Origin of the sequence: Rhizobium sp. BK661 (assembly GCF_024808825.1) — a bacterium.
Taxonomy (GTDB): domain Bacteria; phylum Pseudomonadota; class Alphaproteobacteria; order Rhizobiales; family Rhizobiaceae; genus Rhizobium.
In genome coordinates this window covers 46,708-60,742 of record NZ_JANTYT010000003.1, presented here as the reverse complement: position 1 = coordinate 60,742, position 14,035 = coordinate 46,708, and the positions used below count along the sequence as shown (strand labels likewise).

The following is a 14,035-nucleotide window of genomic DNA, read 5'->3' as shown; positions in this document are numbered from 1 at the left end:
CGTCATGGAAAATGCTGTACGTTCCGCTGACAAGTCCGCAAACGCCGGACTTGTTCAGAAGGGTATTAAAGAAGCTCTGTTCGCGGCTCTCATCTCGTTCGGCATGTTCGTGCTCTACGTCGGCCTGAAGACCGACCAGAACATCAGCAACGAACTCATCATCGTTCAGCGCTGGGGCCTCCTGGCCATCTTCGTGGCAATTGCTGCCGTCGGTCGTTTCTTGACGGTGGTCTTCTTGAGGCCACATCTCGATGCGCGCAAGTTGGCGAAGGCTCGTAGCGGCGAGCTTGATATCTCGACCGAGAAGGGCTTTTTTCACACGCACTTCTTGAAGATCGCGCTCATCGCGCTGCTGCTCTATCCGGTGTTTATCTATGCCGTTGCCGGTCCACAGGGCTCGCTGAAGTGGGTGGACAACTTTGGTATCCAGATCCTGATCTACGTGATGCTGGCCTGGGGATTGAACATCGTCGTCGGTCTCGCCGGCCTGCTCGATCTCGGTTACGTCGCCTTCTACGCGATTGGGGCGTATTCTTACGCGCTTCTATCCAGCTATTTCGGCCTCTCGTTCTGGGTGCTGCTGCCTCTGTCCGGTATTCTGGCTGCACTGTGGGGTGTCATTCTGGGCTTCCCGGTTCTGCGACTGCGCGGTGACTATCTCGCGATCGTAACGCTGGCTTTCGGTGAAATCATTCGCCTGGTGATCATCAACTGGACGGATCTCACCAAGGGGACGTTTGGGATCTCGGGCATTCCGAAGGCGACGCTTTTCGGCATTCCGTTCGATGCAAGTGCCGGCGGCTTTGCGAAGCTTTTCCACCTGCCAATTTCATCGGCCTACTACAAGATCTTCCTTTTCTACCTGATTTTGGCGCTTTGCATGCTGACCGCCTATGTGACGATCCGTCTGCGCCGGATGCCGATCGGCCGTGCGTGGGAGGCGATGCGCGAAGACGAAATCGCCTGCCGCTCGCTTGGGATCAATACCGTGACAACGAAACTCACGGCCTTTGCGACGGGTGCGATGTTCGGTGGTTTCGCCGGCTCGTTCTTTGCCGCTCGCCAAGGCTTTGTTTCTCCGGAATCGTTCGTCTTCCTGGAATCGGCGGTCATTCTGGCCATCGTCGTTCTGGGCGGCATGGGGTCACTGACGGGCATCGCGATTGCGGCAATCGTCATGGTTGGCGGCACGGAATTGTTGCGTGAGATGGCTTTCCTGAAGATGATTTTCGGACCGGACTTCACGCCAGAGCTCTACCGCATGCTGTTGTTCGGTCTGGCGATGGTCGTTGTGATGTTGATCAAGCCGCGTGGCTTCGTGGGATCGCGTGAACCGACGGCCTTCCTCAAGGAGCGCAAGGCAGTTTCCGGCAGCTTTACCAAGGAGGGCCACGGTTGATGAGCCCTCAGGAAACAAACATGACCAGCGATACTTTGCTCAAGGTCGAGCACCTGTCGATGAAGTTCGGCGGCCTGATGGCGATCAACGACTTTTCGTTCGAAGCCAAGCGCGGCGACATTACCGCGCTCATCGGCCCGAACGGCGCCGGCAAGACGACGGTCTTCAACTGCATCACAGGCTTCTACAAGCCGACGATGGGGATGATCACGCTGAAGCAGAAGAGCGGCAAGGAGTTCCTGCTGGAACGGCTTCCGGACTTCCGGATCACCAAAGAGGCCAGGGTTGCCCGTACCTTCCAGAACATCCGGCTGTTTTCCGGCCTGACCGTTCTCGAAAACCTGCTCGTCGCCCAGCACAACAAGTTGATGAAGGCGTCCGGCTACACGGTGATGGGGCTGGTGGGCATCGGACCGTATCGGGCCGAGGCGAAGAATGCCATCGAACTGGCGCGCCATTGGCTTGAAAAGGCCGATCTTATGGATCGGGCCGATGACCCGGCTGGTGATCTGCCCTACGGCGCACAGCGCCGGCTTGAGATCGCGCGCGCAATGTGCACGGAACCGGAACTTCTGTGCCTGGATGAGCCTGCCGCTGGACTCAATCCAAGAGAGTCGGCTGCGCTGAATGCGCTGCTGCGCAGCATTCGTACTGACAGCGGCACGTCGATTCTTCTGATCGAACACGATATGTCGGTGGTTATGGAAATTTCCGACCATGTCGTCGTTCTGGAATATGGCCAGAAGATCTCCGACGGCACGCCTGATGAGGTGAAGAATGACCCGAAGGTTATCGCAGCCTATCTCGGCGTCGAAGACGAGGAAGTGGAAGAAGTGATTGCAGCCGTAGAGAACCTCGAAGGAGGCTCGCACTGATGACTGGTCAGCCACTTCTCAAAGTCCAGGGCGTCGAAACCTATTACGGCAACATTCGGGCTCTGGCCGGAATCGATGTCGAAGTCCATCGCGGCGAGATCGTCAGCTTGATCGGCGCCAACGGTGCCGGCAAGTCGACGTTGATGATGACAATTTGCGGCAGCCCGCAGGCGCGCAACGGTTCGGTGGTTTTCGACGGTCGCGACATCACGCGTATGCCGACACACGAGATCGCCCGGCTTCGCATCGCGCAGTCGCCCGAAGGACGTCGGATATTCCCGCGCATGACCGTCATGGAAAACCTCCAGATGGGTGCCGGCCTGGATAACCTGAAGTACTTCAACGAGGACGTCGAAAAGGTCTTTACGATGTTCCCGCGGTTGAAGGAACGCCAGACCCAGCGCGGCGGCACGCTGTCTGGCGGCGAGCAGCAGATGCTGTCGATCGGTCGCGCGCTGATGGCGCGTCCGAAACTGCTGCTTCTCGACGAACCGTCACTCGGTCTCGCGCCGCTGATCGTCAAGGGCATTTTCGAGGCGATCAAGAAGTTGAACAAGGAGGAGGGGCTCACTGTCTTCCTCGTAGAGCAGAACGCCTTCGCGGCACTTCGCCTGTCCGACCGTGCTTATGTCATGGTCAACGGCAAAGTGACCATGAGCGGTTCCGGCGCGGAACTGCTGGCGAATCCGGAAGTGCGTGCCGCCTATCTCGAAGGCGGACGGCATTGAGCATGACGAAGGGGAGACTTTGATATGCAGGGACTTTTCTTTGAGGGCGATACCGGCGTTCGCAGTGCCATTCGGCTTTTCGTCGTGCTGATCGGATTCTGGACCGCTTGGCGAGCAGGCAAGGCTGCGGCGGACAGCTGGAGCGACTATCCGCTGGTGATCGCCTACACGGTTCTGCTCGCCGCTGCGATGCAGTTTCTGCATCACGCACTGTTTGATGGACCGGTCCTCAGCCTCTTTTACTATGTGATCGACCTCGTCCTTCTCTCGATCTTCTCGACGGCCGGCTATCGCTATCGCCGGACCAACCAGATGGTCAACAACTACTACTGGCTATACGAAAAGACTTCCCCCTTCTCCTGGAAGGCAAAACATTGACAGCCGGTTGAATCTAGGGACAGATTGCCCCTTCGAGTGGAACAAGTTTCCTGGCGCAGTAAAGTGGGTAATGCGCTGGGTGGTGGAACAGAACCCGCTAAAAAATTGGGAGTAATAGAATGAAAAAGTCTCTCCTGTCGGCTGTAGCTCTGACGGCGATGGTCGCCTTCAGCGGCAACGCATGGGCCGACATCATCGTTGGCGTTGCTGGTCCGCTGACCGGCCCGAACGCTGCGTTCGGGGCTCAGCTCCAGAAGGGCGCAGAGCAGGCGGCCGCTGACATCAACGCTGCCGGCGGCATCAACGGCGAGCAGATCAAGGTCGTACTCGGCGACGACGTCTCCGACCCGAAGCAGGGCATCTCGGTTGCGAACAAGTTCGCTGCTGACGGCGTCAAGTTCGTTATCGGCCACTTCAACTCGGGCGTTTCGATCCCGGCTTCCGAAGTCTACGCTGAAAACGGCATGCTCGAAATCACCCCGGCTGCTACGAACCCGAAGTTCACCGAGCGCGGTCTCTGGAACACGTTCCGTACTTGCGGCCGTGACGACCAGCAGGGTGCAATCGCCGGCAAGTATCTTGCTGACCACTTCAAGGACGCCAAGATCGCCGTCGTTCACGACAAGACGCCTTACGGCCAGGGTCTCGCTGACGAAACCAAGAAGTCTCTGAACGCTGCCGGTGTTACCGAAGTCGTCTACGAAGGCATCAACGTTGGTGACAAGGACTTCTCGGCCCTCATCGCTAAGATGAAGGAAGCCGGCGTCTCGATCATCTACTGGGGTGGACTTCACACCGAAGCTGGTCTGATCATCCGTCAGGCTGCCGACCAGGGCCTCAAGGCTACGCTGGTTTCCGGTGATGGTATCGTTTCGAACGAACTGGCATCGATCGCTGGCGACGCAGTCGCCGGTACGCTGAACACCTTCGGCCCCGATCCGACGCTGAACCCGGCCAACAAGGACCTCGTTGCGAAGTTCAAGGCTGCTGGCTTCAACCCGGAAGCTTACACGCTCTACTCCTACGCTGCGCTGCAGTCGATCGCTGGTGGCGCAAAGGCTGCCGGTTCCAACGACGCTGAAGCCGTTGCTGCGGCAATGAAGGCAAAGGGCCCGTTCCCGACCGTTCTCGGCGACATGTCGTTCGACGAAAAGGGCGACCCGAAGCTTCCTGGCTACATCATGTACGAGTGGAAGAAGGGTCCGGACGGCAAGTACAGCTACTTCCCGCAGGAAGCCAAGTAAGGGTTCATCCCCGCTTGTGCGGATTTTGGAAGCCCGGTCGCAAGACCGGGCTTCTTCCGTTTGGCCCTCGGCGTTTTTTTGCGCTACTGGGTAGGAAGTCAATCACGGCAATCGGAACGGTTCTCATGTCCAAACCACGCATTCTCGTCACGCGTCGCTGGCCTGCAACGGTAGAAAAGATCCTCTCGGACCGTTTTGACACGACGCTGAATGCGGATGATATCGCCATGAGTGGGGAGGCACTGAGCGATGCGCTTGACGCGTACGACGCCGTCCTGCCGACGGTCTCCGACCGGCTGCCGGCTGCCGTCTTTGATAGTGTGACGCCACGTGCCCGCATCCTGGGGAATTTCGGGGTAGGCTACAATCACATCGACATAGGTGCAGCGAAGGCGCGAGGGATCGTGGTGACGAACACGCCCGGGGTGCTGACCGACTGCACGGCCGATATCGCCATGCTCCTGCTGCTCACCGTCGCTCGCAGGGGTGGCGAAGGCGAGCGCCAGATCCGGGCTGGCGAGTGGCAGGGCTGGTGCCCGACGCATATGATCGGGACGAAGGTCACCGGTAAGACAGTCGGTATCATCGGTTTCGGGCGCATCGGCAAGGCGTTCGCGCAGCGTTGCCACTTCGGCTTCGGGATGGATGTCGTCTTCTTCAATCGGTCGCCTGTCGATCCGACGGAAGCGGCGCGCTACGGCGCAAGACAACTGCCGACAGTTGAGGATGTATTGGCGCTCTCCGATTTCGTTTCCTTGCACTGCCCTGGCGGCGAGGAGAACAGACATCTGATGAATGCTGCCCGGTTAGCCTCGATGAAGCCCGGCGCGTTCCTCATCAACACGGCTCGCGGCGATGTCGTCGATGAAGCGGCGTTGATCGCGTCCTTAAAGGACGGTGTCATCCGCGGCGCCGGGCTCGACGTCTATGCAGCCGAGCCGCATGTATCGGAGGCGCTGAGAGCCATGGAGAATGTCGTCCTGCTGCCACATCTCGGAAGCGCAACGGAGGAAACCCGCACTGCCATGGGAATGAAGGTTGTGGAGAACATCACCGCCTTCTTCGAAGGCAAAGAGCCGCCGGATCGCGTTACCTAGCGCCTTGGTCCGACTGATGGTTCAGAGTTAAAGACTCCGTTCAAAGTGCAATTCGCCCTTCAGGTTGCCGATCAAGCGCCACCCGGCGCGATGATAGAGGCGCGTGGCTCTCGTTGCGGGATCCGTCGTCAGCCATATGCTGTCGAAGCCCGCCGATTTCACTGTTGTGCAGGCCCGCTCGAGGGCGCGTCCGATGCGACGGTTGCAGTGCCGCTCATCCACGAACAGTGCCCAGATGGAGCCGTTGCGCGTATCCGCGGCCGAGAAGCCGCAAATACCGCTTTCATCCTCCCAGACAAAGATGCCGGGATTGACGATGAACCATGTCCTCAAGCGTAACCTTGGACGGATCGGACAGGGCGTTCTCGGAAACGCCGGCGCAGATTTCGACTATTCGGGCGATGTCCTGCTTTGTCGCCCTGCGGATCAATGCAGCTTCCTCCAAATCTTTATCATTAGGTCTCGCGCGACCGATCGGAGATCTCATCTTACGGCTTCGGATGCCGGTCCATTGCGCACATGCCGCTTTTGTCGGCAGTTGAGGAGGCGTGCCAGCGTCATAGCGCCGGATCGCACTGCAACTTGGCACGGCACGGGAATTGCTTGCCGTCAATCGCTGGCCGGCGCCAGGAGTAACATCGGGACAAGCCAACGACGCGCTCGAAGGGGATGGAATGATGAACGTTGCTGCGGCCACAAGGCCGCAAAGGGCCGAGGGGCGCGGACATCTGGCTGCGAAGACGCTCGACGGGCGGACCCGCCTGCAAGAGTTGTATCAGGAGGGAGCGGCCAAAATCCGCCTTCCCAATACGTTCGATTCCTCGATGGAAGCCGTCATCATCAATACCGCGGGCGGCCTGACCGGTGGCGACCGGATGAATTGGAGCGTCGCGGCTGGCCCCGGCACCCGCATCGATGTCACCACACAGGCCTGCGAGAAGATCTACAAGGCGTCAGCGGGAACGGCTGAGGTCAACACTAGTATTGCCGTCGGCGCAAACGCCAGGGTGGATTGGCTGCCGCAGGAAACCATTCTTTTTGACCGCTCATCACTGTTTCGAAGACTCGACGTCGATCTTGATGACGATTCCGAATTCCTGGCCGTCGAGGCCATCCTGCTTGGCCGCAAGGCGATGGGGGAGGTTGTCGAGACGGGGCTCTTCCGGGATCGCTGGCGTATTCGCAAAGCAGGTCGGCTCTGCCACGCCGAGGACCTGGCGCTGCAGGGAAATGTTGCAATGTTTGCCGGTGCCGATGCCGTGCTGTCAGGCAAGGTCGCGTTTGCAACGGTGCTGTATGTCGGGCCGCGGGCCGAAGCCTACCTTGGCGCAGTCCGGCCGTTGCTCGAAGGCCATATGGGCGGTGCCAGCAGCTGGGCCGGCAAGCTCGTCGTGCGCCTTTCGGCGCCCGATGGCTTCGCCCTGAGAAAAATCCTGATCCCGATCATTTCGACCTTGCGCAACGGAGCGCCGGTACCGAAAGTCTGGAATCTCTAGTTCAAGCAGATGGATGCACGATGAACCTCACACCGAGAGAAAAAGACAAGCTGTTGATTTCCATGGCGGCGATGGTAGCGCGGCGGCGGCTGGAGCGGGGCGTCAAGCTTAACCATCCCGAAGCGATCGCGCTGATTACCGATTTCGTGGTCGAGGGCGCGCGTGACGGTCGTCCGGTCGCCGAACTGATGGAAGCCGGCGCCCATGTCATCGGCCGTCACCAGGTCATGGAAGGTATCGCGGAGATGATCCATGACGTCCAGGTCGAGGCGACCTTTCCCGACGGCACCAAGCTTGTGACCGTCCACGAACCGATCCGCTGAGGTCATGATGCTGGAGCTGCGCCCCAATTGTGAATGCTGCGACAAGGACCTGCCGCCTGACAGTTCCGAGGCGATGATCTGCACATTCGAGTGCACATTCTGCGCCGATTGTGTCGCGGACGTCCTCGGCGGAGTCTGCCCGAATTGCGGCGGCGAACTCGTACGCCGCCCGGTGCGTCCGGCTGCCAAGCTTGCCAAATACCCCGCGTCGACAAAGCGCGTTCTGAAGGCCGAGGGCTGCGCGCCCATCAAGGCCGTGTGAGGAGAAGATCATGATTCCAGGAGAGATCATCGCCGCAAGCGGCGATATCGAGCTTAACGTCGGCGCGCCGACGGTAACGCTCGATGTCTCGAACACCGGCGATCGGCCGGTGCAGGTCGGCAGCCACTATCATTTCGCGGAAACGAATGCTGGCCTCTCCTTCGATCGGGAGACGGCGCGGGGTATGCGGCTCGATATCCCTGCCGGGACGGCCGTCCGTTTCGAGCCCGGCCAGACGCGTTCGGTAACGCTCATCCCACTTTCCGGTAAACGCGAAGTCTACGGCTTCCGCCAACTCGTCATGGGCAAGCTCTAAATGACCAGGGAGGAAACGATGCGGGTGAGCTTGCATCTTCTGGCGGCCGGCGTCGCGATGTTCATCGCCTTCGGCGCCAACGCCGAAGATCTGGATTGCAAAAATCCAGTTACACAGGCCGACATGACGGCTTGTGAACAGGCGCGTCAGGAAACTGCCGACAAGGCGCTGAATGCACAATACAAGATCACCCGCGTCGCCCTCGCGGCACTCGACAAGGATCTTGATGCCGATATGCGCGGCGCCGAAAAGGCGTTGGTGAAGGCGCAGCGCGCATGGGTGGATTTCCGCGATGCGGAGTGTGAGGCGGCTGGCTTCCAGGCCCGCGGCGGCACGATGGAACCAATGCTCGTCGCAGGCTGCATTGCCGAGTTGACCAAGCAGCTCAAAGAACTCGCAGAGACGATGGGCAACTGACATGGTTGGCAGGATCATGGTCGTCGGCAACGGAGAGATCGGAGCGCAGGCCGCCGCTGCGGTAGCAGATGCCGCATTCGTAATCCGATTCAACGAATGCCGCTCCTACGAAGCGAGCCCGGGGCGAACCGACGTCGTCGCCGTCTGCAATACCGGGCGGCCCGGTAAGGCTATGCTTGCCTCCGAGGCGTGGCGGCAGCATCCCGCTTTGCGGGAAGCTGCGGCGATCTGGAGCGTGCGCGATCCGCGGAAGTTTGCGGAAATGCGGGCGCCGCTGGCAGTGACGCACCCCGAGCTAGATGACTTCTGTGACGACTATACGAGTCAATTCAACGCGTTCTGCGCGGACGTTGGCAAAGAGCATGTGGTCGTTGACAAAATGATTCATGAAGCCGTCGACACGGCGCTCGCGGCCCTTCACCCAGCGCCCTACATCGTGCCGAGCAGTGGCATGATCGTGATCGCCGAGGTGATGAGCAGGTTTCCCGAGGCGGCCATCGATCTCACGGGCTTCGGCCACGTGGGTTGGGAATGGCATCCCTTCGCTGCCGAGCGGCAGCTTGTTGATAGTTATGTCGCCGCTGGCCGCGTAACGCGGCTGCCGGCGAGCGCAGCCATTTCTTCCTCCCAAGGAGCCTGACATATGCCCTACAAGATTTCCCGCGCTGCCTATGCCGGCATGTTCGGCCCGACCACCGGCGACAAGGTGCGCTTGGCCGACACGGAGCTCTTCATCGAGATCGAGAAGGACTTCACCACCTATGGCGAAGAGGTGAAGTTCGGCGGCGGCAAGGTGATCCGCGACGGCATGGGCCAAAGCCAGGCGACGCGGGCTCAGGGTGCCGTCGACACCGTCATCACCAATGTCGTGATCATCGACCACACGGGTATCGTTAAAGCCGATATCGGGCTCAAGAACGGCCGCATCGCGGCGATTGGCAAGGCTGGCAATCCTGATACTCAGCCGGGAGTCAACATCATCGTCGGCCCATCAACCGAGGCGATTGCGGGCGAGGGCAAAATCATCACTGCCGGCGGCATGGATGCGCATATCCACTACATCTGCCCGCAGCAGATCGAGGAAGCGCTGATGTCCGGCGTCACCTGCATGCTGGGCGGAGGCACGGGTCCGGCCCATGGCACGCTCGCCACCACCTGCACCGGCGCCTGGCATATCGAGCGGATGATCGAAAGCTTTGACGGCTTTCCGATGAACCTTGCACTTGCCGGCAAGGGCAATGCCTCGCTACCGGCGGCTCTCGAGGAAATGGTATTGGCCGGCGCGTCGTCGCTGAAGCTGCACGAGGATTGGGGCACGACACCGGCGGCGATCGACTGCTGCCTTTCTGTCGCCGATGAATATGACATCCAGGTGATGATCCACACCGACACGCTGAACGAGAGCGGCTTCGTCGAGGACACGATCGGCGCCCTCAAGGGCCGCACGATCCACGCTTTCCACACGGAGGGCGCCGGCGGCGGACATGCGCCTGACATCATCAAGATCTGCGGCCAGTCGAACGTCATTCCTTCGTCGACCAACCCGACGCGGCCCTATACCGTCAACACTGTCGCCGAGCATCTCGACATGCTGATGGTTTGCCATCACTTGTCGCCTTCAATCCCCGAAGATATCGCGTTTGCCGAAAGCCGCATCCGCAAGGAGACGATTGCGGCAGAAGATATCCTCCACGATATCGGCGCCTTCTCGATCATCTCATCCGACAGCCAGGCGATGGGTCGCGTCGGCGAGGTCGCGATCCGCACCTGGCAGACGGCCGACAAGATGAAGCGTCAGCGCGGTCGCCTCAAAGAGGAGACCGGCGAGAACGACAATTTCCGCGTCCGCCGCTACATCGCGAAATACACGATCAACCCGGCGATCGCCCAGGGTCTCAGCCACGAGATCGGTTCGGTCGAAGTGGGCAAGCGCGCCGATCTGGTTCTGTGGAATCCGGCCTTCTTCGGTGTCAAGCCGGAGATGGTATTGCTCGGCGGTTCGATTGCGGCGGCTCCGATGGGCGATCCGAACGCTTCGATCCCGACACCGCAGCCGATGCACTATCGGCCGATGTTTGCCGCCCACGGCAAGTTGCGGACGAATTCGTCCGTTACTTTCGTTTCGCAAGCGTCGCTCGAGGCCGGTCTGAAGAGCCGTCTGGGTGTCGCTAAAAATCTCGTTGCGGTAAAGAACACTCGCGGGGGCATCTCCAAGGCATCGATGATCCATAACAGCCTGACGCCGCACATTGAGGTCGACCCGGAGACCTACGAGGTGCGCGCTGACGGCGAATTGCTGACCTGCGAGCCAGCGACAGTGTTGCCGATGGCGCAGCGTTATTTCCTGTTCTAGTCGATCATGTGCAGCCGGTACGTCTGCCGGCTGCTGTCAAAGCCATGCGTTAAGGTTGAATCTCCCAAAAGTTGTTTTCTACTTTTGTATGTTCCACCTTGAGGCGGTCTGTCCGTATTAGGGCATTGTTGTTTGTCTTCTCTGGAAAATATCAGAAAAACAACGGCTTGGCCGCTTGGGCTGTTGGGCTGATTCACCTCTGAAGACGTCTCGTTTTCGGGCGACTTTCAAGCGGTGATCAATTCACCAAATTCGCTCAAATCTTAACGATTCACTTAAGAACTCGGCAGCAGTTCGCCTCTAAGCAATGTGCCTGGCGGTGGGCAAGAAGGTCGATTCGCATGAGAATTTCACTCCAGGCGGAGCTTGGCGATTTTCGGGATCGCCACACAATTTACGTGTTCGCTCTCAAGATGAGCTTCCTCGCAGTGACCCTGTCGTCGGTGGTGATTGTGCTGATATTGCCGCCGCTCGACTGGATGGGAATGTTGCCCGTCCCATTCGCTCATGGCGTTGTCTATGGCGTCCTGCTGTCTTGGCTCATCGGCGGTGCCGTGTCGAGCGTGCTGTCGCTGGTGGCGGGTCACGCGATGCATCAACTCAGCGTCTCTCGAGCGGAGTTCGAGCAACTGAGCCGCACGGACGTGTTGTCAGGGCTTCTCAACCGGCGTGCCTTTACCGAGGCACTGGAGCAGGTTGATGGAAATGCTTGCCTCGCAATCTTCGACGTGGACCGGTTCAAGGCCATCAATGATCGCTTTGGCCACGCTTGTGGCGACGCCGTGATCGTCGCTGTATCCGCCATTCTCGCCACTGCCTTCGACGGACACTCCGCCGTGGCAAGGTTGGGTGGGGAGGAGTTTGGCGCGATCGTTGTCGGGGGCTCTGAGGAGCAGCGGATCGAGCGCGTGCGATCCGTCTGCGCAAGCCTGGCGGCGTGCCCTGTTGCGGCCGACGATTGCGTGGTTGCGCTAACGGTGTCGGCCGGCATTGCGGAGCTCAAGCCAGAGCGAAGCAAGGAAGGAGCCTATTCGGCGGCAGACAAAGCACTCTACCTGGCAAAGGCGCTCGGTCGAAATCGTGTCGTTCATGAGAACGAGGGCTTGTATCCGGGTTGGGGTAGGTGTCTTCCAGGCGAAACTGTGGGTGCGCGCATGAGCAACGTGGATTGTGATGAGGCGCGGCTAGCCTGAAGAGATTTGGGCGGCGTTTCCGTGGAAGCTCATTCCTTCTTGCATCGCACAAGGCAATTTTGCATGCTCGCAATCTCAAGTGAATTGGACATGTCATGCAACGCGTTACTTCCTACTTGCCAGCCGGCACGCCTTCTTCCAGCCCAATCGGAAAAGTGGTTTTGCCGCACGACTTGAGGCATTTGCGGCGGAAGCTGCTCCATCTCGAAAACGGCGAGATGGTCATGCTCGACCTCAAGGAACCGGTGCTTTTTGCCAGCGGCGATATGCTGGTTCTCGAGGACGGCGAGCTCATCGAGATCGTAGCCGCTGACGAGAAGCTTTTCGAGGTGAAGGGCAAGGATCGCCTGCACTTGATCGAGCTTGCGTGGCACCTCGGCAATCGCCATCTCGGCGCGCAGATCGAGGAGGACCGCATCCTCATCCTGCGGGACCATGTGATCCGCTCCATGCTCGAAGGGCTGGGAGCGATGGTGCGGGAAGTGAGCGAGCCGTTCCAGCCCGCCCGCGGCGCCTACCATTCGCATGGGCATGATCATGCCCATCACCATCACTCGCACGACTGAGTAGGACATGACGGATGATGCCGATCTGCAGGCTCTGCTGCGGCTCATGGCCTGGCTTTCGCCAGCTTTCCCTGTCGGATCCTTCGCGTATTCGGCTGGCTTGGAGCGCGCTGTCCATGATGGGTTGGTCACCGATGCCCATTCGCTTGCAGCATGGGCGTCGAACCTGATCGAACGCGGGCCTGTCTGGAACGACGCCGTTCTCGTCGCGGAGAGCCACCGTTGTCACGGGCAACCTGAAAGACTTGGCGAACTGGCGGAACTCGCCGAAGCGCTCGCCGGCTCGCGTGAGCGCCATCAGGAGACGATGCTACTCGGCGATGCGTTCTTGTCCGCCGCCAGCGCGTGGCCGGACGAGGTCTTCGATCGACTGCCGCGACACGTGGCGTACCCGGTTGCGATCGGCGCCGTGGCGGGTGCCCATGGAGTGGCGTTGGAGAAGGCGATTGCGGCCTTTCTCCACGCCTATCTCTCGCAGGCAGTTTCTTCAGGCATCCGCCTCGGAGTGGCTGGGCAACGGGATGGCGTTGCCATTCTGTCGCGGTTGGAAGGCGACATAGCCTCAATCGCGAAGCGGGCAGCCGCTTCAACGCTCAGCGATCTCGGATCGGCCACCATCCAGGCGGACATCATGTCGCTTCGCCATGAAACGCAGTCGACGCGTCTCTTTCGATCGTGACTTATCAGGGCCACCAGCCGCTGCGACCTCAGTCATTTGCCGGTGGTCGCCTTTCGAGCGGCACGCTATCATCGGTCGTTATTGGAGTTTTCAAAGCATGAAATCAGGAAACGGACCCCTTCGTGTGGGGATCGGTGGCCCGGTCGGCTCCGGCAAGACGGCGCTCACCGAAAAGCTGTGCAAAGCTATGCGCGACCAATACTCGGTCGCTGTCGTCACGAACGACATTTACACCACCGAGGATGCCGAGGCGCTCATGCGCATGCAGGCCTTGCCATCAGATCGGATCGTTGGCGTGGAGACCGGCGGCTGCCCGCATACGGCAATCCGTGAGGACGCGACGATCAATCTGCAGGCGATCGCCGGCCTCAACGAGCGGATTCCCGATCTCGATGTCGTGTTCATCGAGTCGGGTGGTGACAATCTGGCCGCCACCTTCTCTCCCGATCTGGCGGATATCACCATCTACGTCATCTCGGTTTGCCAGGGCGAGGAAATCCCTCGCAAGGGTGGCCCCGGCATCACCAAGTCCGACCTTCTTGTCATCAACAAGAAGGATCTGGCTCCCTACGTCGGGGCTGACCTTGCGGTCATGGACCGCGACGCGACACGGATGCGCCAGGCACGGCCTTTTGTTTTCTCCGACATGAAGCATGGTGACGGCGTCAGTTCCATCGTCAGCTTCCTGAAGGAACATGGCGGTCTGTAG

At 59.9% G+C, this 14,035-nt stretch carries 18 protein-coding genes; 17 read left to right on the top strand and 1 reads right to left on the bottom strand.

All coding sequences use genetic code 11. The features are described from left to right. Positions 1 to 4: 4 nt before the first annotated feature. The 6 genes from livM (at position 5) to FHX16_RS09090 (ending at position 5,721) form a co-directional block, all read left to right on the top strand. A complete protein-coding gene (gene livM, locus FHX16_RS09115) occupies positions 5 to 1,399 on the top strand; it encodes a high-affinity branched-chain amino acid ABC transporter permease LivM (protein ID WP_183861531.1) in 1,395 nt (464 codons plus the stop codon). Next, on the top strand, positions 1,399 to 2,274 hold the full coding sequence (locus tag FHX16_RS09110) for an ABC transporter ATP-binding protein (protein ID WP_016554926.1): 876 nt from the start codon (positions 1,399 to 1,401) through the stop codon (positions 2,272 to 2,274). Before livM ends, FHX16_RS09110 begins: the two co-directional genes overlap by 1 nt. After that, positions 2,274 to 3,002, top strand: a complete 729-nt coding sequence (locus FHX16_RS09105; RefSeq protein ID WP_016554925.1) for an ABC transporter ATP-binding protein — start codon at positions 2,274 to 2,276, stop codon at positions 3,000 to 3,002. Before FHX16_RS09110 ends, FHX16_RS09105 begins: the two co-directional genes overlap by 1 nt. Before the next feature lie 24 nt (positions 3,003 to 3,026). Continuing rightward, positions 3,027 to 3,380, top strand: a complete 354-nt coding sequence (locus tag FHX16_RS09100; RefSeq protein ID WP_114713530.1) for a DUF6867 family protein — start codon at positions 3,027 to 3,029, stop codon at positions 3,378 to 3,380. Positions 3,381 to 3,499: 119 nt separating this feature from the next. Beyond that, complete coding sequence (locus tag FHX16_RS09095; protein ID WP_016554923.1) at positions 3,500 to 4,624, top strand: branched-chain amino acid ABC transporter substrate-binding protein; 1,125 nt, start codon at positions 3,500 to 3,502, stop codon at positions 4,622 to 4,624. 125 nt (positions 4,625 to 4,749) lie between these two features. After that, entirely contained in the window at positions 4,750 to 5,721 is a 972-nt protein-coding gene (locus FHX16_RS09090) for a D-glycerate dehydrogenase (RefSeq protein WP_183861524.1), read from the top strand. Between the two features lie 27 nt (positions 5,722 to 5,748). Here FHX16_RS09090 and FHX16_RS09085 read toward each other — a convergent pair whose 3' ends face one another. Beyond that, positions 5,749 to 6,054, bottom strand: a complete 306-nt coding sequence (locus tag FHX16_RS09085) for an N-acetyltransferase (RefSeq protein WP_246712587.1) — start codon at positions 6,052 to 6,054, stop codon at positions 5,749 to 5,751. A gap of 341 nt (positions 6,055 to 6,395) precedes the next feature. On the opposite strand from FHX16_RS09085, the gene FHX16_RS09080 reads away from it, so the two are divergent. From FHX16_RS09080 to ureG, 11 genes are all read left to right on the top strand, one after another. After that, positions 6,396 to 7,217 (top strand): urease accessory protein UreD, encoded by an 822-nt coding sequence (locus FHX16_RS09080; RefSeq protein WP_183861522.1) that lies wholly within the window; start codon positions 6,396 to 6,398, stop codon positions 7,215 to 7,217. A gap of 20 nt (positions 7,218 to 7,237) precedes the next feature. Continuing rightward, positions 7,238 to 7,540, top strand: a complete 303-nt coding sequence (locus tag FHX16_RS09075) for an urease subunit gamma (protein ID WP_007533656.1) — start codon at positions 7,238 to 7,240, stop codon at positions 7,538 to 7,540. A gap of 7 nt (positions 7,541 to 7,547) precedes the next feature. After that, positions 7,548 to 7,802 (top strand): DUF1272 domain-containing protein, encoded by a 255-nt coding sequence (locus FHX16_RS09070; protein ID WP_016554919.1) that lies wholly within the window; start codon positions 7,548 to 7,550, stop codon positions 7,800 to 7,802. 10 nt (positions 7,803 to 7,812) lie between these two features. Continuing rightward, positions 7,813 to 8,118 carry an urease subunit beta gene (locus FHX16_RS09065; protein ID WP_016554918.1) on the top strand — a complete coding sequence of 102 codons (306 nt, stop codon included), beginning with the start codon at positions 7,813 to 7,815 and terminating at the stop codon, positions 8,116 to 8,118. A gap of 18 nt (positions 8,119 to 8,136) precedes the next feature. After that, a complete protein-coding gene (locus FHX16_RS09060; RefSeq protein WP_259127735.1) occupies positions 8,137 to 8,535 on the top strand; it encodes a lysozyme inhibitor LprI family protein in 399 nt (132 codons plus the stop codon). 16 nt (positions 8,536 to 8,551) lie between these two features. Then, positions 8,552 to 9,175 (top strand): Urease operon accessory protein, encoded by a 624-nt coding sequence (locus FHX16_RS09055; protein WP_259127063.1) that lies wholly within the window; start codon positions 8,552 to 8,554, stop codon positions 9,173 to 9,175. 3 nt (positions 9,176 to 9,178) lie between these two features. Beyond that, positions 9,179 to 10,888 carry an urease subunit alpha gene (gene ureC, locus FHX16_RS09050; RefSeq protein WP_183861518.1) on the top strand — a complete coding sequence of 570 codons (1,710 nt, stop codon included), beginning with the start codon at positions 9,179 to 9,181 and terminating at the stop codon, positions 10,886 to 10,888. Positions 10,889 to 11,229: 341 nt separating this feature from the next. Then, positions 11,230 to 12,081 (top strand): GGDEF domain-containing protein, encoded by an 852-nt coding sequence (locus FHX16_RS09045; protein ID WP_259127062.1) that lies wholly within the window; start codon positions 11,230 to 11,232, stop codon positions 12,079 to 12,081. Between the two features lie 95 nt (positions 12,082 to 12,176). After that, the gene (ureE, locus tag FHX16_RS09040) at positions 12,177 to 12,647 is read left to right on the top strand and encodes an urease accessory protein UreE (protein WP_259127060.1); all 471 of its coding nucleotides are present in this window, start codon (positions 12,177 to 12,179) and stop codon (positions 12,645 to 12,647) included. Between the two features lie 7 nt (positions 12,648 to 12,654). Further along, positions 12,655 to 13,326: an urease accessory protein UreF gene (locus tag FHX16_RS09035; RefSeq protein ID WP_183861512.1), complete on the top strand. Its 672-nt coding sequence runs from the start codon at positions 12,655 to 12,657 to the stop codon at positions 13,324 to 13,326. A 97-nt stretch (positions 13,327 to 13,423) separates the two neighbouring features. Then, on the top strand, positions 13,424 to 14,035 hold the full coding sequence (gene ureG / locus FHX16_RS09030; protein WP_183861510.1) for an urease accessory protein UreG: 612 nt from the start codon (positions 13,424 to 13,426) through the stop codon (positions 14,033 to 14,035).